Raw genomic sequence first — 18,868 nt, 5'->3', positions numbered from 1 at the left:
GTAATAGCCATGAATCGATTAGGAGATGAAAAACGCAGATTGATTACAAAAATGCATGCTACTTCTTCAATAAGTGAACAGTTTAAAAACATTCGAACTGCTATTGAATTTTCTGGGGTGGATAAAACATTTCAGACGATTTTAATCACGTCACCAGAACCTATGAGTGGGAAATCCACTATTTCAGCCAATTTGGCAATTGTGTATGCACAAAAAGGAAAAAAAACGTTATTGGTTGACGGAGATATGAGAAAACCAACTGTTCATAAAACCTTTAACCAATCAATTTTTAAGGGGCTTTCAACCAGTCTAACTGGAGATAGTAAAGTCAGTGATAATTTTCAAAAGACCGAGATAGAAAATCTTTTTATTTTAACCAGTGGGCCAATTCCACCAAATCCAAATGAATTGCTAGGATCTAAGCGAATGGGCGCTGTACTAAAAGAATTAAAAACTCAGTTTGATGTAATTATTATTGATTCACCTCCCGTTACGGTTGTCTCAGATGCTTTAGTATTAGCTTCATACACTGACGGCGTTTTGTTTGTATTTAGAAATCAAGTAACGATGAAAAATAAAGCAAAACAAGCGATTGAACAGATAAAAATGACTAGGGTACCGATTATTGGAGCGATTCTCAACGGGGAACAGGAAAAACAACACAATAATTACTACTATGCTTATAAATAAGGAGTCGATTATGGAAAACAGACACTTAACCCTTCGCTATAACAAAAAGCAAAAATATCTGAAAGTAAAATCAATTTTTGGGAAATGCATTGCAGGAGTAAGTTTAATTCTCCTCTTACCATTTTTTCTCATCATCGTTATACTTTTAAAGATTTCAGAACCTAAAGCACCTGTTTTATTCAAACAAATTCGAAACGGAAAAGATACAAAAGAATTTGAAATCTATAAATTTCGAACAATGCATGTAGATGCAGAAGCAAGGCTTGAAGAGTTAACTCAATTTAATGAAGTTGAAGGTGCAATGTTCAAAATGAAAAATGATCCACGCGTAACAAAAATTGGTCGATTTTTGAGGAAAACAAGTATCGATGAATTTCCGCAATTACTGAATGTGTTAAAAGGTGAGATGACACTAGTCGGGCCAAGGCCTCCTTTGCCTAAAGAATTAGCAGAATATTCAGAATATGACAAAAAAAGATTGGCCGTTGTTCCGGGATGTACGGGGTTGTGGCAAGTAAGTGGAAGAAATGAATTGAATTTTGATGAGATGGTAGAACTAGATTTAACCTACATTAAAGAAATGTCGTTGATATTAGATTTAAAAATTTTGTTAAAAACCATTTTTATTATTGTGGGGCCAAAAAATGGATACTAAAAGAATTGAATTACTAGGGAGTCAGTTAAATTGTTTAACGATGTGGGAAACATTAGTTGTGATTGATGAGATTATTCAAAAAAAAACTCCCACTCAACATGTAGTAATCAATGCAAGTAAAATTAATTTAATGTCAAAAGACGAGCAATTGAAAAATATAATCAATGACTGTCCGCTAATTAATGCCGATGGACAATCTATCGTATGGGCAGGTCGATTTTTAGGATTTTCAATTCCAGAAAGGGTAACTGGAATTGATTTGTTTACAGAACTCGTAAAAAAAGCTGCAGAAGATGGCTTGAGACTTTACTATTTTGGTAGTGAAGAAGAAGTTGTCCAAGAAGTGATTCGGTTACATCAAAAACAATATCCTAATTTAATCGTTGCTGGTTTCCGAAATGGGTATTTTAAAGAAGAAGAGTCAACGGAAATTGTTGAAGAAATTCATCAAAGCCAGGCGGATATTTTATTTGTGGCTTTTTCAAGTCCTAAAAAAGAATATTGGATTCATCAGTATAAAGAGCAGTTAAATGTTCCCTTTATGATGGGGGTTGGAGGAAGCTTTGATGTCGTGGCAGGTAAAACGAAACGAGCGCCAAACTGGATGCAAAAAGTGGGTTTGGAATGGTTTTACAGGCTGATTCAAGAGCCAAAAAGAATGCTTAGTCGATATGTTAAAGGAAATACAGCATTTATCGTAACTGTGATTAAGGCAAAACTAAGAAGAAATGGCGTGTGAAAATCAATGAAAAGTGAAAAACAACTTGTTTCGTTTTTTTTAATTCTAATGGCTATTTTCCCGATTATTGATGTTTTAAATGGCTATGCGTTAAGCATGAACTATTCATTTCCAATTGGGGTAGTTTATCGAATGGGGTGTTTTTTATTTTTAGTGGGAAGCATTTTATTTTATGGATTTAAAAAAAGTATTTATACGTTGTTAACTTTATGGACGATCTTCAGTTGCACGTTATTGCTCCTTCTTCAAAGTATGGTTTTGAGTCATACACCAACGATAATATTTCAAGATAGTGTGGTTTTAATAAAGTTGTATTTGTGGTTATTGATTCCTTACTTTATTTATCAACATCAAACTGTTTTACGAAGTTTAAATTACGAAAAATTATTTATTATGATTAGTTTTTTGTTCACGATTGGATTATTGATTCCTTATTTTATGAATATTGGAAATCAAACGTATGAAAATTCTGATGCGGGTTACAAGGGATTTTATTTTGCTACAAATGATACAACGTTAGCGTTTATTGTATCTTCAACTTTTACTGGGAATTATTTAGTAAAAAAAATAGGAGAGCATACAAAGATAAAAACGCTGAGCTTAATAATCTTGTATTTTTGTAACATGGTTTGCTTGCTTTTATTAGCAACAAAGACGGGAATATTTTATGGAGCGATTTTAACAATTGTATTAGTTGTCTATTTTCTTTTCTTTCAGAAAAAAATCTCAAAAAATTCTCGTATATTAACTAGTCTAGTGGTGGCTGTTTTAACTGTTTTTATAGTAGTAATGGGTAGTGAATTTATCCTAACGGCCACAGCGGGAACCATCAATAGAATCACCTATTTTTACCACTTATTTGACGGAGATCTAGTTCGATTACTTACTAGTTCTAGAAGTGAGTATTTGCAGGGCGGTTGGGAATATTTCAGCCAAAGCCAACACCCCTTTTTAATTCCACTAATCGGATTTGGCTTTGAATATCGTTTGCTTCACTTTGGCAGAGTGGGATTAATTGAAATGGATTTTTTTGATTTTTTATTTTCCTTTGGTTTTATTGGTGTTGTAGTTGTAACCATAATGATAAGCTATTTCTTCATTTTAGCATTAAATAAAAGAGGGAAGAGTATTTATTCTATCGTTTATGTTGTGTTACTAGGCTATGGTTTTTTTGCAGGACATGTCTTTTTTTCCGCATTATCTACAACAATTTTAGGATTAGTATGTGGTGGAATTATTTTAAAGTATGGGGAGAGGGAAACGTAGATGAATATTTTAATACGACGCTTAATACAATTTTCAATCGGTTCGATTGGAGCAGCGCTCTTGAACTTGATTTTGATTCCAATCACGACCCATTATTTATCGCCTACTGAATATGGAAAAACAAGTATGTTTTTATTGGCTCAAACCTTACTGATTTATGTTATTTATTTAGGTTTTGACCAAGCCTTTACGCGAGAGTTCTATGAATACGACAACAAAAAGCAGTTACTTGAAAATGCCATGTTGGTTCCGCTGTTGAGTTCGATAGTACTCATCGCATTAATGTGTGGACTTGCTTCAAATATTTCGATGGTGCTGTTTGCGACAGCTATACATAAAAATGCTGTTTATCTATTAGCCATCTCAGTCATTTTTTTAATTTATGAACGTTTTATCCTCTTAACCATCCGTATGGAAAATCGAGGATTAGCCTTTTCGTTATACAACATTCTGATTAAGTTGACGATTTTGATATGTACGGTATTATTTTTAATACTCTTCGAACCAGTTTTTATTACGGTTGTCTATGGTACCATTATTGGTCAAATTTTAGGAGATATGATCTTAATTTTATGTAATCTAAAACTAGTGACCGTTAAAGAATTTAAACTCGATAAACCATTGATTCAACGTCTTGCAAGATTTGGTTTACCCATTGTAATAGGCACCTTTATTTACAGTTTGTTTGTTATTATCGATAAGATATTCTTACGTTATTTTACGGATTTTAGCCAATTAGGAATTTACACAGCGGCTTTTAAAATAGCAAGTGCGTTATTAATTCTACAAGTTAGTTTTTCTAATTTTTGGATTCCAACAGCATACGAATGGTATCAACAAAAGAAACCGATTAAGTATTATCAACTAGTCAGTGATATCGTGATGTTATCCATTTCCGTTTTGTTTTTACTATTGTTACTTTCAAAAGATTGGATTGTAGTTGTTTTATCGCCAGAATATGAAGAGGCAAAGTATATTTTTCCATTTCTCTGTTTCTATCCCTTAATGATGACTGTTAGCGAAACCACTAATTTGGGTATTGTATTTTCGAAAAAAAGTTACCTTAATATTATCGTTTCTCTGCTTGCATTGATTGTAGCCATTGGCATGAATTTATGGTTAACGCCCGTTTTAGGTGCAATTGGAACGGCTATTGCTACTGGGACAGCCTATATCGCCTTTTTTTGTGGAAGAACGTATTTTTCTATGAGACTGTGGGAAGGTTTTTCAGTGAAAAAGCACTTCATTGTAATCGGGCTCTTATATGTGGTTTCTTTATACAATATCTTTGGCTCAAATAGTTGGATTCAGTATTTCATTATTTTATTAATAATAGCTTTAATTTTGGGGATTTATCATTCTGTGATAGGACTCTGTTTAACAGAAGTAAGAAAAGAAATAGCAATTAAGCGAGGTGAAAAAGGATGAATATTTTAATGGTAGGTCCAGCTTCTGAATCAAAAGGTGGAATTGCGACAGTAATTGCAAACTTTAAAAAACAGTATCAAGGGAACACCGTTTTTTATCTTGATTCTTGGAAAGAAGGTCAGCGCCTAACAAGAAGTTTCAAGTCAGTTTATACAATCAACGCGAAAATAAAGGAAGAACGTATTGATGTGGTACATTTCCATGTGGCTCAAAAAGGAAGTTTTTATCGAAAAGCGATTTTAGCATCTAGAGTTCCAAAGGAGACGAAAACCATTTTTCACATGCATGCCTCTCAATTTGATACGTTTTATGAAAATTCAACGTCTCTAATTAAAAGCTATATTAGAAAAACCTTAGATAGTTTAGATGGGCTGGTTGTTTTAAGTGAAGAGTGGGCTCGTTTCTACGAAACGTTAACGCGTACCCCCATTACGATTATTGAAAATGCGGTGGAAATTCCAGAAAAAAGTGACTATGATAGTCAGTCTACTACAATCATCACTTTAGGACGAATTGGAAAAAGAAAAGGAAGTTACGATAGTTTACAGTTGGCCAAAAAAATATATCCTTTATTTCCAGAGATTCAATTTGTCTTATACGGAGATGGAGAAATTGATAAAGTGAAGCAACTGATAAAAGAAGAAAATATTATGAATGTTACTTTAGGTGGTTGGATTGAAAAAGAGAAGCAACAGTCAATCTTGAAAGCTAGCTTATTACATCTATTGCCGTCCTACCATGAGGGATTGCCAATGTCGATACTGGAGTCAATGTCTTATGGAATTCCAAATTTAACTTCAAATGTAGGTGGAATTCCTCAAGTTGTACGTGATGGAGAAAACGGAATGATGGTTGATCCTGGAAATATTAACGAGATGTTTGAAAAAATTGTTTTCTTTTTAGAAAATGACAAGCTAAGGAAAAGCTATTCTGAAAATGCGTATCAAATGATACAAGAACATTTTTCCATTGAGGCCTATTTTATAAAATGGAATCAGCTGTATAAAGAATTGCTAAAAGTAAATTAACTTAAAATAAAAGTTGTTTTAAGTTAATTTAGGGAGAGGTTAAAGTGTCTGATATTATCTATGAAGAATTAGAGCCATTAATCAGGCTTGTAGGTAAAGGAAAATTAAAACTAAAATCTAAACAAGAAATTATTTATACCATAAGTAGACCGATTAAAGATGTGAAGTGCAGTTTACAAGGTGAGGTGGATTTAAATGGGAATCCATTGAGTGAGATTCAATGTCATTTTGATGGAATTGGTGACGATTACACTCCGTATATGATGGAGTATGAGAATATTTCTATTCTTTCCATCAAAAATATTTCATTTAATTTAATGAATAGAGGAAGAGGGAGTATTTCTGTTTCTTTAGGTAAATATCTTGTAGTTGGAAATTGTGAGTTCTCAAACTATTCATTAAAATTTGGACACTATAAAACAGATAGCAATTTGTTGTTTGTATCCTGCACATCTGTTTTGATAAAGAACAACTACTTTCATGATAATGAGGGGCAATCGAACGAAGATAGACAATTAAATCGATGCATTTCAATTCATGATAGAGACAGAAAAAATCCAATTTCGAATGGTTTTTTTATTAAAAATAACCGTTTCATTAGAGTGAATCAAGGTATCGTAATTCAATCAAATTCAATGTCAATTTGTCAATGTAACAATAATTATTTTGAGAACTTAGTGGATAATGCGCTGTATCTATTATATATAGAAAAAATTGAAATTCGTTGGAATCAGTTTAAAGATTTATTCGATGAAGCAATCGTTATTTCAGGATATTTAAAAGAGGGCAAGACAAAAGGAACTTTTGACATTCAACACAATCAAGCAACTAATATCAAAGTTAAATTTTTAGGTATTGATGGTAGTTTAGAGCAAATTTTTTTTTGCAACAATAAAATTACGAATAGGTATGAGTATCCAGAACAAAAAAACAGACCAGCTGTGATTGCATGGAGAAATAATGCTTTAGAATCAACTGTAGATTTTTTTGTAGTAGAGAATAATCAGTTTGATCTGGACACCTCACCAGCAAATTATGACGTCTTTCCGTTTGGGAGAACAACAGTTTTATTATTTCGAAAGAACTCAATTACTATTGAAAAATTGTCCCGTTACCAAAAATTATTTGCATTAGAAGATAAAGAAAAGCGAAAAATAGAATATGTAGAGTTCAGTGACAATGTAATCAACTCTCGAAAAGAAGGCGAGATCTCCTTAGATTCTCAGTTTTTAAGAGAGATGTATCCGTTAACCCCTATTAATCATCTAGTGATTAAAGATTTTCTTTTCGTAGGAACTTTCCCAAATGTTCAACCCTATAAAACATGGTGAATGAGTTAGAAATAGTTGTTTTTCATTCGATTAAATTAAAATAATCTATAATTTTAAACTAAAAAGAGGATGTGTAAAAAATGAAAAAATTTTTTTCAATACTAATGATTGTTTTTGTCCTGTTATCACAAGTTTTTTCTCTAAAAGATATTGCTTTTTCTGAAGGGAATCAACCTAAAGCCCCCTATCTATCCTTTGAAGTAAATCCAAATCCTATTGGAAGTATGCAGTTAGTTTCTTTGAACGTAGGAGTTGATTCATCTTTTGGAGAGTTACCTAGCCCATCTAAAATTTGTTTTGATATTCCTTCGGTACTAATCCGTCAGAGTAGCGACTTTCAAAATCAACAATTGCCAGATTATCTTACTTGGTTAAGCACAGAAGATGATGGAGATAACACACATATTTGTTATGAACTAGATACTACAGGGCAACAATATTTTACATTCTCAATTCAATTTACATCAGCGATGCTGCTGGAAGGAACAGTGGATCCAAGCTATGATTTTACAGCTACCTTGAATGATACCGTCATTTCAAAAGATACAGTGATGATTCATCCAGGTACTACAGGTGATCCACATTTTGCAAAATTCAGAAAATTTGCAACAGATCCAGTGGATGGGTTAGGCTTGTTAGATTTAAATTATCCCAACTATAACATGTATGAATTAGTTTTTAACCGAGATTTTAGTGGGGAATTTCAAGATGTTGTTATTCAAGATCAATTAGCTAAAGGAACACAATTAGATGCAAGCTTCCCAGGATGGTCAGAAATTCCTGGAAATCGGGGAATTTCAGTAAATGGATTGAGAGTTTACCAAATCGATGGCAGTGTTCCTATCGGTCAAGAAAATAGAAAATATGTTACAGAAGAATTTCTTGATGCTATTTTTTACGATGAAAATACAGGGGAATTCACAGTCAATTTAGGAACGGTGGATCAAAATATAAGTTATGTTGTTCAATATGCTGTGGAAGTTACCGACGGATCGTTAGGAACCTATACAAATACAGCCACATTAACGAAAGAAGGAAGTAACGCTATTACAAAAAAATCAACAGAAAAAATAAAATCTAATGGGAGTGGCAAAGGCTTCTTTGAAAAAGCTGTAGATAAAACAGAGATAACCTTACCAGACAGAGACTTAACCTATAACTTAAAAGTAGGTGGCGTTGGATACACGTTGCCAGCAGGAACAATTTTCTTTGATTATCTTCCAGATGGAGTCGAATTTAAAGGAATAAAATCAGATAGCAACAAAACCTTTGAACTAGTTTCAGTTGAAGGGAATAAAGTTACTTTTAAAACAACAAAAGAGTTAGTCAATTATACAGAAAATCTTTTTTTCGATGTGAGCTATGAAGGAAATAGTTTTCCTGAAACATTGAACAATACGGCTTATATAGAAAAAGATACAGGAACCTATTACTCTAATACGGTAAGTACTGTTGCTAAAGGAAATCGATCTGCAGTATTAACCAAAAAAGACGATGTCAACGGACAAAGCTTAAAAGGGGCTCATTTTGATTTATACAATGAATCAAATGAACTTATAAAAGAAGATTTAACTACGAACGAAGATGGAATTATTATGGTAGATAATTTAGAGATAGGGATATATCACTTTATAGAAACAGTTCCACCAGAAGGCTATATATTAGATGAAACTCCAATTATAGTCGAAATTTTAAATAGCCAAGTAGAACCAGTTCAGGTTGTTAAAACGAATAAAAAAATGGTAGGAGCTGTTCAATTAACGAAAAAAGACAATCTTAATGAACAGAGTTTAAAAGGAGCCTATTTTAATTTATATAATGCATCAGACGAGCTAGTAAAAGAAGCGTTGATTACAGACGAAAATGGCTTAGTTGCTGTAGATAACTTAGAACCGGGTGTTTATCAGTTTGTAGAAACGAAAGCACCTGATGGCTATCTTTTAGATGAAACGCCAGTTGTATTTGAAATAATAGCTTCTCAAACAGAACCAGTTCAAGTTAGTAAAACAAATAAAAAAATGCTAGGAGAGGTTATTCTCACGAAGACCGCAGACACAAATAATGGTAAAAAATTAGAAGGTGCTGTTTTTGAATTGAAAGACTCTAATGGAATTGTATTGAAAAATCAGTTAAGTACAAATAGTCAAGGAGAGCTAACAGTTAAAGATTTAGAGCCAGGGGATTATCAATTTGTAGAAACGAAAGCACCTGATGGCTATCTTTTAGATGAAACGCCAGTTGTATTTGAAATAATAGCTTCTCAAACAGAACCAGTTCAAGTTAGCAAAACAAATAAAAAAATGCTAGGAGAGGTTATTCTCACGAAGACCGCAGACACAAATAATGGTAAAAAATTAGAAGGTGCTGTTTTTGAATTGAAAGACTCTAATGGAATTGTATTGAAAAATCAATTAAGCACAAATAGTCAAGGAGAGCTAACGGTTAAAGATTTAGAGCCAGGGGATTATCAATTTGTAGAAACGAAAGCACCTAAAGGCTATGAGTTAGATGAAATGCCAATTTCCTTTACCATAGCAACGAATCAAACACAAACTATTAGGGTCAATAAAGTTAATAAAAAATCAAATACAGTAGAAAATGAAACTTCAGATGATAAAACCAATAGTCCCAATCTGCCAGTGGATAAAAATCAAGCTAATAAACAAAATCAAATTCCAGCATTAGGCGAATCGCCACAATCAATGCTTGCATTTTTAGGCGTTTCAATTTTGTTTATTTTAATAATACTGATTATGGGGAAAAAAAGAGTTAGAAAGTAAACTTGAGTAAGTTAAATATTATTGTACAAAGTACCTTAATTAGGTGAAAGGAGGTGACTAAAAAAGGTTATAAATTAAATCTATTATAAAGGAGAAGGGAGGAGCCTTTTGTGAAATATATTCCGAAAATAATTTTACTATTACCTGTTATAAGCATTTTTTATTTGAATCCAGAAAAATCTTTAGCAGATAATTCTAGTAGTCCACCAAATGGAATTGAAATAGACAATGTTTTTCAAACACCAGAGGGAGCGAATAGTTCTGTTATCAACACAGGGTTAGTAGATATTGTAGAAGTTACACCTAATCAAAAAAATCAAGCAGGAGCCATTTGGAATACGGATAATAATATGATGGATTTAACTAAAAATTTTGAAGCCTCTATGTATTTATATTTTGGAGACAAAGGTAAAGATGCAGCAGATGGTATGGCGTTTGTGATGCAGGCAGATCCAAACGGAAATAAAGCTTTTAGGACGGGGGATGGTGCTAGATTAGGAGTATGGGATTCAACTAAAAAAGGTGAGTTTGGTTTGGCGATTAGTAATTCCATAGCTGTAGAATTTGATACCTATTATAACAATGATTTTGATAGTCAAATTGCAAAAAATCGAAATCATTTGGCTTGGAATTACCCAGGGGAAAAGAGTACGTATGATGATCCTTGGCTAGGAAGTAGACGGATGAATCATAACGATATCCAGTATCCAATCAGTAATTATTTTTCAAATGATCAATGGCATAAATTTAGCGTTAAATGGGGTGCATCGGCTTCAATACTAACTTATCAATTTGAGTCATTAAACCCAGTATCAATACCGATTAATGTAGATACAACTTTTGGTACGAACCAAGTTTTTTGGGGATTTACTGGATCAACTGGAGGTAGTTACGCTTCTAATCGTGTTGTGTTTGAAAAGGTTCCTGGACTAGTGGAAGGTAGTATTGAAGAAAAGGTAATAGATAAGAATACAGGATTATCGATACAGAATAAATCAGTTAATTCTGAAGCAAAGCTAACATATTCAATCGATGTAAACTATCAGTCAGGAAAACAAGATTGGAAAGAAGTTCATGTAATGAAGAACTTAAACGATAATATTGAATATTTACCAGGTAGTTTACGCTCAATTGATAGTGATGGAAATGAAACTCCTTTATCAGATGCATACTGGTCAGGCAATGAATTGAATCTACCCTTGGGAGATTTAGGTGTAGAAAATAAACAGAAAAAAATTGTTTTTGATGTCAAAGTAAAATCAGTACCTGTCAATACAGAAGTAAGTGAATCTGTTATCGCTAAAGGGAAAAATTATATTACACATTCGGATAATTTTAATTACACTATTATTTCAAATGTAGCGCCCGTCATAACTTTAGAAGGTGCGAATCAAGAAAAAGTTGTAGATAACGGAACAGATATTGAAATTACAGGAAATTGGCTAGATAAAGACAGTGAAACTGTGAGTTTATATTATCAAGTAAATGATTCAAGTCCTTTAGTATTTGAAAAAGAGACCATTAATGACCCTAAAGACACTAAGCACAATTATCTAGCGACTGTTTCATCGACTGAATTATTATTGGGTGCGAATAGTTTGAAAGTATGGGCAGTTGATAAAGAAGGTGCTCAATCAAATGTTGAAACAATAACAATCCTTGTTAGAGGAACATTGAAATTTGTAAATGTTCCTGATTTTGAATTTGGTCAATTTTCGCTACCATTAAAAAATGAATTGTTGTTCTCTTCAACTAAGGAAACAATCAAAATATCTGATACAAGAGGTACCGGTAGTGATTGGAAGTTGAATGTAACGCTTAAAAAACCATTCACTTCTTTAGAAGGAAATACAATAAACGATTTCTATTATATTAATCAAGACAATCAAAAACAACCCATTCAATTAAATGAGTTAATACTTGTTAGAACAGGAGTTACACAAGAATCAAGTATCCAGGAGATTGGGTGGGCGCCTAATCAAGGACTGGCTTTAGAAATTCTACCTTCAAATTATATAGGAGAATATTCTAGTGAACTTGAATGGATATTGGAAGATACTCCATCCTCTTAATTTGAAAGGAGGGAAATTTATGAATAGAGTATTATTTTGTATGATTATAATCGGAGGAATAATTTGTTCACCTAAAGAACTTTACGCAGCAGTATCAGTAAATGAAACAGAGAGCCAAGCTAGTATTCGTTTCATAAAAGGCGAATTTTCAGAAGAAGGAACGAATAAGGATAATAATGAAAATGTAGAATCAGAGAATTCTAATGTTACGAATAAAGAAACAACTTTTCCACAAACAGGGGAAAAACCCATAGTTCATTCAGAGCTTATAGGTGTATCAATAATAGGATGCATCCTATTTTTAACTAAAATAAAAAAAATAAGAAAAGAGGATTTATCATGAAATTAACAAAATTAGTATTAGTAACGATAGCAACAACAGGAGCAATGACTTTAGCAAGTCAAATGAGTTTAGCAGAGGAAGCAGACAAGGCTGATTCAAAAGCAACTGTAACGCTAGAGCAAGGAGAAACAACTGGACCAGTTGATCCGATTGATCCTAGTGAGCCAGGTGGTGAAACTGGACATGAAGGACCTCTAACGATTGATAATGTGACTCCATTTGAGTTTGGGACACATGATATTTCGTCAAATTCAGAAGTTTATGCAGCAACTGCAAAAAATCCAAATATTCAAGTTTCAGATCGCCGAGGAACAGGTCAAGGATGGACTCTTCAAGTAGGATTAAGCACTTTCGTAGAGAGTAAAGACAATTCAGTTGTATTAAAAGGAGCTACTCTTGCAATTCCTAAAGGAACAATGAAAACAACTGATGGAAATGTGTCAGAAGCACCAGAAAATTTTGGCTTCACATTGGATGCAGATGGTAGTGGATCAGATGTTCTAATGAATGCAGATGAGAAAAAGGGCATGGGAACATGGGCAGACATGTTAGATAACAGCAATGTGAAATTGAGTGTACCAGCAGGTAACTTCGCTGGAGAATATAGCGCTACAATAAATTGGAGTTTAGTTGACGCACCAACAAAATAATAAATCTGGAGGAAAAATAAAATGAAAAAAAGAACATTAACAGCAATTGCAGGAGTTTCGTTATTAGGATTGACTGGTTTATCAACAAATGCATTAGCAGCAGTTTCAAGTACGGCTAATTCAACGAATCATATTGTTTTCGAAGCAGGAGAAGAAGTAACAAATCCAATAGATCCAACAAATCCAGATAATCCAAACCCTTCAGACCCAATTGATCCAACAGATCCAACGAATCCAGGAACAGGAAATGAAGGTTCTCTAACAATTGATTATGTATCAAATATTGAATTTGGGACACAAAAAACAGCATCTGGAACAATGATTTATCATGCACAGAATGAACATCCTTTTGTTCAAGTTACAGATAAACGTGGGACAGGAGCTGGCTGGAATTTAACAGCAAAAGCAACTGAATTTAAAAGTGCAGCTGGATCAAAAGTATTGAAAGGTGCAGAGCTAACTTTTAAAAACGGAGTCTTGAAAACACAAACAGAAAATATTTCTCCAGCGCCACAAAATAAAGATGTAACTTTTAGTAATTCAGATGCTCATGTGATGATGAATGCTAAAGAAGATACTGGCCGTGGAACATGGGTGGACGTGTTTTCAGGAAAACTTAATGATAATGAAAATGTTCAATTGAAAGTATTGCCAGGAACGGCAGATACCAATGTAGACTATACCGCTACAATTAATTGGGAACTAACTGACGCTCCGATGTAATAAACTTTAAATAAAACAATTAAGTTGAATTGGCTTAATTGTTTTATTTCTTATGAAATATAGAAAGGAAAATAACAATGAAAAAAAACAACTATTTGTTTTTGTTTGCAATTATAACAGGATTTTTAATATCAATAGGAAATCCTGCAGCAAGTGCAGCAGATATGAACTATAGTGTTAAAGCAGTTATTCCTGAAAACCAAATTGATCAAAGTAAAACGTATTTTGATTTGAAAATGGCAGCTGGAGAGCAACAAGAAATCTCTTTAGAAATAGAAAATTCAAGTGATCAAGACGTAACTATTCAAGTTGATATAAACACAGCTACGACGAATCGTAACGGGGTTATTAACTATGGGGAATCAAAAGGATCTAAGGATAGTAGCTTAACTTATGATATAAGTAAACTAATTACAGGGGAGAATGAAGTTGTATTGCTTCCAAAGGAAAAAAAGACAGTTAACTACATGTTAACTATGCCCAAAAAATCATTTGATGGAATTTTGCTTGGTGGTTTTTATATCCATAAAAAAATGACACAAGAAGAGATAGAATCAGAAAAAAATGTTCAAATAAAAAATGATTTTTCCTATATAGTAGGAGTAAAATTAACCGAAACAGATAAAAAAATTGAGCCTGACTTAGAATTAAATACTATTACTCCTGGACTACAAAATTATCGAACGGTAGTAAATGCGACACTTCAAAATACAAGTCCAATCATTATTTCAGGAATGACTGTAGATGCAAAAGTAAGCAAAGAGGGATCGGATAAGATTCTTCATGAAACAAAAAAGGACAATCAATCTATGGCGCCTAATTCAAGCTACGAATTCCCCATATCTTGGGATAATCAGGAATTGAAACCAGGGAAATATACATTGTTGTTAACAGCTAATACGGAGGATAAAAAAGGTTGGAATTTCAAAAAGAATTTTGAAATTAAAGGAGACGTCAAAAAGTTAAATAAGGAAGCTGTTGAGATAGAAAAAACAGACAATCTATATTTTTATATGATAATTACGCTAATTGCTATTCTTGTTGTAGCTGGAATTTTATTCTTTATTATCAAGAATAAAAAATCTAAAAAAACAAAACATATTATCTAGTATTAGTATGGAGACTATTTTTATAGGGGGGAATACGTTAAAAGTAGTTGGAAATTATTTAGAATGTAGGTAGGTAATTGATGAAAACAAGATACTATAATAAAATAGCACAACTCTAATTGTTTTTAGAGTTGTGCTATTTTATTATAGGAATATTGAAAAGTAAAAAAAAAACTGAATTATAGTTGTTTAACGTTTATTCCACTAATAGCACAATTTTTTTGGTTAAGTAGATCGGAATTGGAAATTTAATGAATAGGAGATAAATCAGAATTTAGAGATAGTAATATTTTTTTTACCGTAATAAAAAATCAACAAAACTAGTGAATATAGCTTTGTTGATTTCATACACAACTTTCATATGTTACTTCGCGTAAAGCGCAGCAACTTGTTCTTGAACATTTTTATCTTCTAAGAAATTATCATAGGTGGTTTCTGAACGATCCACAACACCATTTGGTGAAATTTCAATAATACGATTTGCAATTGTTTGAATAAATTGGTGGTCGTGAGAACCGAATAGAAGGGAACCTTTAAACGCAATTAAACCATCGTTTAATGCCGTGATTGATTCTAAGTCTAAATGGTTGGTAGGGTCATCTAAAACAAGGACGTTTGATTTGCTTAACATCATTTTAGATAACATACAACGAACTTTTTCGCCTCCGGAAAGAACGGAAACTTTCTTCAATACATCTTCACCAGAGAACAACATACGACCTAAGAAGCTACGTAAGAAAGTATTGTCGCTTTCTTCTTTAGAAGCAAATTGACGCAACCAATCAACGATGGTTAAATCGCCATTTTCAAAGTCTGCACTGTTGTCTTTTGGTAAATAAGATTGAGAAGTCGTAACGCCCCATTTAACAGAGCCTGTATCAGGTTCCATTTCTCCCATTAAAATTTTAAAGAGAACGGTTATGGCGATATCATTTTGACTGATAAAGGCAGCTTTGTCATCTTTGTTTAATGAGAAGCTGATATTGTCTAAGATTTTAATGCCATCAATGGTTTTTGAAACATTTTCAACACGGATTAAATCATTTCCGATTTCACGATCAGGTGTAAACCCAACGAATGGATAACGACGTGAAGAAGGTTGAATATCATCTAATGTGATTTTTTCAAGCATTTTTTTACGTGACGTTGCTTGTTTTGATTTAGAAGCATTCGCACTAAATCGAGCAATAAAGTCTTGTAATTCTTTAATTTGTTCTTCTTTTTTAGAATTTGAATCGGCCATTAAACGTGAAGCCAATTGACTAGATTCTAACCAGAAGTCATAGTTCCCAACATAAAGTTTGATTTTACCAAAGTCAACGTCAGCCATGTGTGTACATACTTTGTTTAAGAAATGACGGTCATGGGAAACAACGATAACGGTATTAGGGAAATTGATTAAGAATTCTTCTAGCCATTCGATTGATTTTTTGTCTAAACCATTGGTAGGCTCATCAAGTAAAAGAACATCAGGCTTGCCAAATAGTGCTTGTGCCAATAACACTTTCACTTTTTGTCCACCAGTTAATTCGCTCATTGTTTTATTTTGCAGAGTCTCATCAATGCCAAGACCTTGTAATAAAACAGCAGCTTCTGGTTCTGCTTCCCAACCATCTAGCTCAGCGAATTCGCCTTCTAGTTCAGCGGCACGAATTCCGTCTTCATCAGAAAAATCTTCTTTCATATAGATGGAATCTTTTTCTTTCATAATGTCATAAAGACGTTTGTGACCCATAATAACTGTTTCTAACACATTGAATTCTTCGAAATCATAATGATTTTGTTTTAAGACAGTTAAACGTTCACCACTTGACATCGAAACGTCCCCTGTTGAAGGTTGGATTTCACCTGAAAGAATTTTAAGGAAGGTTGATTTACCAGCACCATTTGCACCAATAAGACCATAGCAATTGCCGGGAATGAATTTAATATTAACATCTTCAAATAATTTACGATCTGAAAATAACAGACTAACGTTACTTACTGTAATCATTTATTTTTTTACCTCTTTTCAAATTTGTATCTTATCTATTTTAGCATACTGAGGGGGTAAAAGCGATAAGTTAAGTTGTTTTGTTAAGAAAACGTTCATTTTTATCAAAGTTGAATTCTATAGGAAGAAAAATTTTGATGGCAGATAGTCAACTTTCGCTTGACTGAATATAGAAGTTCGTCTATATTATACATAGATACATATCTATGTTAAGGAGGATATTATGGATTACGAAGAATTATCAAAGGTTTTAAAAGCAATTTCAGATCCCAAAAGAATGAAAATCATCGATTTGTTGTCATGTGGTAGTCTGTGTGCATGTGACGTTTTAGATCATTTTGACTTTACGCAACCAACGCTTTCCCATCATATGAAAGTACTGGAAAAGGCTGGGATTGTATCTGTCGAAAAAAAAAGCCAGTGGCATTATTATACGTTAAAAGAGGATAGAGTAGACTCCTTTAGGGCATCCCTGACGGAGTTGTTTGCTAGCACTGAAACCTGTATTTGTATGAAAGAAGAAAGTAGTAGTGATTAAAAAAAATTACGATTTTGTAATTAAAAACGATAGTTGGAGTTGAATGAAATGAATAGTGTAACTAAAAAATTATCCTTATTAGACCGGTATTTAACTTTTTGGATTTTTTTTGCAATGGCAGTCGGAATTGGATTAGGTTTCTTATTTCCAAGTGTCCCTAAGATAATTGACCATTTATCTATCGGAACAACATCCATTCCGATAGCAGTTGGACTAATCTTGATGATGTACCCTCCGCTTGCCAAGGTGAAGTATGAAGAAATGTGGCGTGTCTTTAAGGACTGGAAAGTGTTAGTCTTATCTCTCATTCAAAATTGGGTGATTGGTCCAATTTTAATGTTTGGTTTAGCAGTTATTTTTTTACGTGATTACCCGGAGTATATGGTAGGGCTGATTATGATTGGTCTTGCGAGATGTATTGCAATGGTGCTGGTTTGGAGTGAGCTCGCACAAGGGGATAATGAATATACGGCAGGATTAGTGGCTTTTAACTCTGTTTTTCAAATTGTATTTTACTCTGTATTCGCTTATATATTTGTGACGGTCTTACCTAACTGGTTGGGACTTGAAACACATACCGTCGCAATTACGATGGGCGAAATTGCTAAAAGTGTTTTTATTTATTTAGGGATTCCGTTTATTGCAGGATTTTTATCTCGCGTTCTTTTAATAAAATATAAAGGGAAAAAATGGTTTGAAGACATCTATTTACCAAAAATTAGTAGCATTACGTTAATAGCGTTATTGTTTACTATTGTGGTAATGTTCTCAGTTAAAGGAGAAAAAGTAATCGAACTCCCTTTGGATGTGGTTAGAATTGCAATCCCATTGTTGTTTTATTTTGTAATTATGTTTTTTATTTCATTTTTTATTTCCAAAAAAATGGGGACCAGTTATCCGATTGCAGCCTCACTTTCTTTTACAGCAGCCAGCAATAATTTTGAGCTAGCGATAGCCGTTGCAGTAGGTGTTTTTGGAATTAACTCTGGGGAAGCTTTTGCGGCTGTAATCGGTCCGTTAGTCGAAGTTCCCGTTTTAATTGGTTTAGTCAATGTTGCATTAAGATTCAAACAAAAATATTTTGATACTAAAGGAGCAAAAGGATGAAGAAAATTTATTTTTTATGTACAGGGAACTCTTGTCGGAGTCAAATAGCTGAAGGATTTGCAAAAAAATATTTCCCTTCTCAGTGGGAAGTAAGAAGTGCAGGAATCGAGACCCATGGCTTAAATCCTAAAGCCGTTGCAACAATGAAAGAAGCAGGAATCGATATTACGACACAAACGTCAGATTTGATTGATCCAGACTTTTTTCAACAAGCAGATTTCATCGTAACCTTATGTGGAGATGCAGCGGATAACTGTCCAATCATTCCAACGACAACCCAATATGAACACTGGGATTTAAGTGATCCAGGTAAGGCAACAGGGACAGATCAAGAAATAGCAGCAGCTTTTTCTAGCACAAGAGAGGATATAAAAGAGCGAATGATGCAATTAGTTAAACGAATAGCTTAAATTTAA

At 33.3% G+C, this 18,868-nt stretch carries 17 protein-coding genes; 16 read left to right on the top strand and 1 reads right to left on the bottom strand.

All coding sequences use genetic code 11. The features are described from left to right. Positions 1 to 9: 9 nt before the first annotated feature. The 13 genes from BR52_RS09355 (at position 10) to BR52_RS09295 (ending at position 14,814) form a co-directional block, all read left to right on the top strand. Positions 10 to 690 carry a CpsD/CapB family tyrosine-protein kinase gene (locus BR52_RS09355; RefSeq protein WP_051915690.1) on the top strand — a complete coding sequence of 227 codons (681 nt, stop codon included), beginning with the start codon at positions 10 to 12 and terminating at the stop codon, positions 688 to 690. A 10-nt stretch (positions 691 to 700) separates the two neighbouring features. Next, complete coding sequence (locus BR52_RS09350; RefSeq protein ID WP_081890721.1) at positions 701 to 1,345, top strand: sugar transferase; 645 nt, start codon at positions 701 to 703, stop codon at positions 1,343 to 1,345. Beyond that, positions 1,335 to 2,084: a WecB/TagA/CpsF family glycosyltransferase gene (locus BR52_RS09345; RefSeq protein WP_034571905.1), complete on the top strand. Its 750-nt coding sequence runs from the start codon at positions 1,335 to 1,337 to the stop codon at positions 2,082 to 2,084. The genes BR52_RS09350 and BR52_RS09345 overlap by 11 nt, the downstream gene beginning before the upstream one ends. 6 nt (positions 2,085 to 2,090) lie before the next feature. Then, positions 2,091 to 3,350: an O-antigen ligase family protein gene (locus BR52_RS09340; RefSeq protein WP_034571883.1), complete on the top strand. Its 1,260-nt coding sequence runs from the start codon at positions 2,091 to 2,093 to the stop codon at positions 3,348 to 3,350. Then, positions 3,351 to 4,778, top strand: coding sequence for a lipopolysaccharide biosynthesis protein (locus BR52_RS09335; protein WP_034571880.1), 1,428 nt, complete (start codon positions 3,351 to 3,353; stop codon positions 4,776 to 4,778). Then, a complete protein-coding gene (locus BR52_RS09330) occupies positions 4,775 to 5,806 on the top strand; it encodes a glycosyltransferase family 4 protein (protein WP_034571877.1) in 1,032 nt (343 codons plus the stop codon). The genes BR52_RS09335 and BR52_RS09330 overlap by 4 nt, the downstream gene beginning before the upstream one ends. A gap of 44 nt (positions 5,807 to 5,850) precedes the next feature. Further along, positions 5,851 to 7,137 carry a hypothetical protein gene (locus BR52_RS09325; RefSeq protein WP_051915688.1) on the top strand — a complete coding sequence of 429 codons (1,287 nt, stop codon included), beginning with the start codon at positions 5,851 to 5,853 and terminating at the stop codon, positions 7,135 to 7,137. Positions 7,138 to 7,217: 80 nt separating this feature from the next. Next, a complete protein-coding gene (locus BR52_RS12610; protein ID WP_051915687.1) occupies positions 7,218 to 9,917 on the top strand; it encodes an MSCRAMM family protein in 2,700 nt (899 codons plus the stop codon). Between the two features lie 110 nt (positions 9,918 to 10,027). Continuing rightward, on the top strand, positions 10,028 to 11,989 hold the full coding sequence (locus BR52_RS09315) for an L-type lectin-domain containing protein (protein ID WP_034571874.1): 1,962 nt from the start codon (positions 10,028 to 10,030) through the stop codon (positions 11,987 to 11,989). 19 nt (positions 11,990 to 12,008) lie between these two features. Then, on the top strand, positions 12,009 to 12,332 hold the full coding sequence (locus BR52_RS09310) for an EF2685/EF0750 family sortase-dependent surface protein (RefSeq protein ID WP_034571872.1): 324 nt from the start codon (positions 12,009 to 12,011) through the stop codon (positions 12,330 to 12,332). Then, positions 12,329 to 12,982 carry a WxL domain-containing protein gene (locus BR52_RS09305; RefSeq protein ID WP_034571869.1) on the top strand — a complete coding sequence of 218 codons (654 nt, stop codon included), beginning with the start codon at positions 12,329 to 12,331 and terminating at the stop codon, positions 12,980 to 12,982. Before BR52_RS09310 ends, BR52_RS09305 begins: the two co-directional genes overlap by 4 nt. A 21-nt stretch (positions 12,983 to 13,003) precedes the next feature. Beyond that, on the top strand, positions 13,004 to 13,705 hold the full coding sequence (locus BR52_RS09300; RefSeq protein ID WP_034571866.1) for a WxL domain-containing protein: 702 nt from the start codon (positions 13,004 to 13,006) through the stop codon (positions 13,703 to 13,705). Positions 13,706 to 13,782: 77 nt separating this feature from the next. Then, positions 13,783 to 14,814 (top strand): WxLIP family cell surface protein, encoded by a 1,032-nt coding sequence (locus BR52_RS09295; RefSeq protein ID WP_034571863.1) that lies wholly within the window; start codon positions 13,783 to 13,785, stop codon positions 14,812 to 14,814. A 364-nt stretch (positions 14,815 to 15,178) separates the two neighbouring features. Here the strand turns inward: BR52_RS09295 and BR52_RS09290 are convergent, their stop codons facing one another. Continuing rightward, positions 15,179 to 16,807 carry an ABC-F family ATP-binding cassette domain-containing protein gene (locus BR52_RS09290; RefSeq protein WP_034571860.1) on the bottom strand — a complete coding sequence of 543 codons (1,629 nt, stop codon included), beginning with the start codon at positions 16,805 to 16,807 and terminating at the stop codon, positions 15,179 to 15,181. 223 nt (positions 16,808 to 17,030) lie between these two features. On the opposite strand from BR52_RS09290, the gene BR52_RS09285 reads away from it, so the two are divergent. From BR52_RS09285 to arsC, 3 genes are read left to right on the top strand one after another with little or no spacing between them, the layout of a single operon-like run. Further along, positions 17,031 to 17,345, top strand: coding sequence for an ArsR/SmtB family transcription factor (locus tag BR52_RS09285; RefSeq protein WP_034571857.1), 315 nt, complete (start codon positions 17,031 to 17,033; stop codon positions 17,343 to 17,345). Positions 17,346 to 17,393: 48 nt separating this feature from the next. Continuing rightward, positions 17,394 to 18,452: an ACR3 family arsenite efflux transporter gene (arsB, locus tag BR52_RS09280; RefSeq protein ID WP_034571853.1), complete on the top strand. Its 1,059-nt coding sequence runs from the start codon at positions 17,394 to 17,396 to the stop codon at positions 18,450 to 18,452. Continuing rightward, positions 18,449 to 18,862 carry an arsenate reductase (thioredoxin) gene (gene arsC / locus BR52_RS09275; protein ID WP_034571851.1) on the top strand — a complete coding sequence of 138 codons (414 nt, stop codon included), beginning with the start codon at positions 18,449 to 18,451 and terminating at the stop codon, positions 18,860 to 18,862. Before arsB ends, arsC begins: the two co-directional genes overlap by 4 nt. Positions 18,863 to 18,868 lie beyond the last annotated feature (6 nt).

Source organism: Carnobacterium divergens DSM 20623 (assembly GCF_000744255.1).
In the GTDB taxonomy this organism is placed as follows: domain Bacteria; phylum Bacillota; class Bacilli; order Lactobacillales; family Carnobacteriaceae; genus Carnobacterium; species Carnobacterium divergens.
The sequence above is the reverse complement of the archived record's forward strand: the minus strand, read 5'-3'. Positions and strand labels throughout refer to the sequence as shown.

Excerpts from the sequence above, each read along its gene's own strand:
- BR52_RS09355 (WP_051915690.1), top strand. The coding sequence starts at position 10 with ATGAATCGATTAGGAGATGAAAAACGCAGATTGATTACAAAAATGCAT.
- BR52_RS09350 (WP_081890721.1), top strand. The coding sequence starts at position 701 with ATGGAAAACAGACACTTAACCCTTCGCTATAACAAAAAGCAAAAATAT.
- BR52_RS09345 (WP_034571905.1), top strand. The coding sequence starts at position 1,335 with ATGGATACTAAAAGAATTGAATTACTAGGGAGTCAGTTAAATTGTTTA.
- BR52_RS09340 (WP_034571883.1), top strand. The coding sequence starts at position 2,091 with ATGAAAAGTGAAAAACAACTTGTTTCGTTTTTTTTAATTCTAATGGCT.
- BR52_RS09335 (WP_034571880.1), top strand. The coding sequence starts at position 3,351 with ATGAATATTTTAATACGACGCTTAATACAATTTTCAATCGGTTCGATT.
- BR52_RS09330 (WP_034571877.1), top strand. The coding sequence starts at position 4,775 with ATGAATATTTTAATGGTAGGTCCAGCTTCTGAATCAAAAGGTGGAATT.
- BR52_RS12610 (WP_051915687.1), top strand. The coding sequence starts at position 7,218 with ATGAAAAAATTTTTTTCAATACTAATGATTGTTTTTGTCCTGTTATCA.
- BR52_RS09310 (WP_034571872.1), top strand. The coding sequence starts at position 12,009 with ATGAATAGAGTATTATTTTGTATGATTATAATCGGAGGAATAATTTGT.
- BR52_RS09305 (WP_034571869.1), top strand. The coding sequence starts at position 12,329 with ATGAAATTAACAAAATTAGTATTAGTAACGATAGCAACAACAGGAGCA.
- BR52_RS09300 (WP_034571866.1), top strand. The coding sequence starts at position 13,004 with ATGAAAAAAAGAACATTAACAGCAATTGCAGGAGTTTCGTTATTAGGA.
- BR52_RS09295 (WP_034571863.1), top strand. The coding sequence starts at position 13,783 with ATGAAAAAAAACAACTATTTGTTTTTGTTTGCAATTATAACAGGATTT.
- BR52_RS09290 (WP_034571860.1), bottom strand. The coding sequence starts at position 16,807 with ATGATTACAGTAAGTAACGTTAGTCTGTTATTTTCAGATCGTAAATTA.
- BR52_RS09285 (WP_034571857.1), top strand. The coding sequence starts at position 17,031 with ATGGATTACGAAGAATTATCAAAGGTTTTAAAAGCAATTTCAGATCCC.
- arsB (WP_034571853.1), top strand. The coding sequence starts at position 17,394 with ATGAATAGTGTAACTAAAAAATTATCCTTATTAGACCGGTATTTAACT.
- arsC (WP_034571851.1), top strand. The coding sequence starts at position 18,449 with ATGAAGAAAATTTATTTTTTATGTACAGGGAACTCTTGTCGGAGTCAA.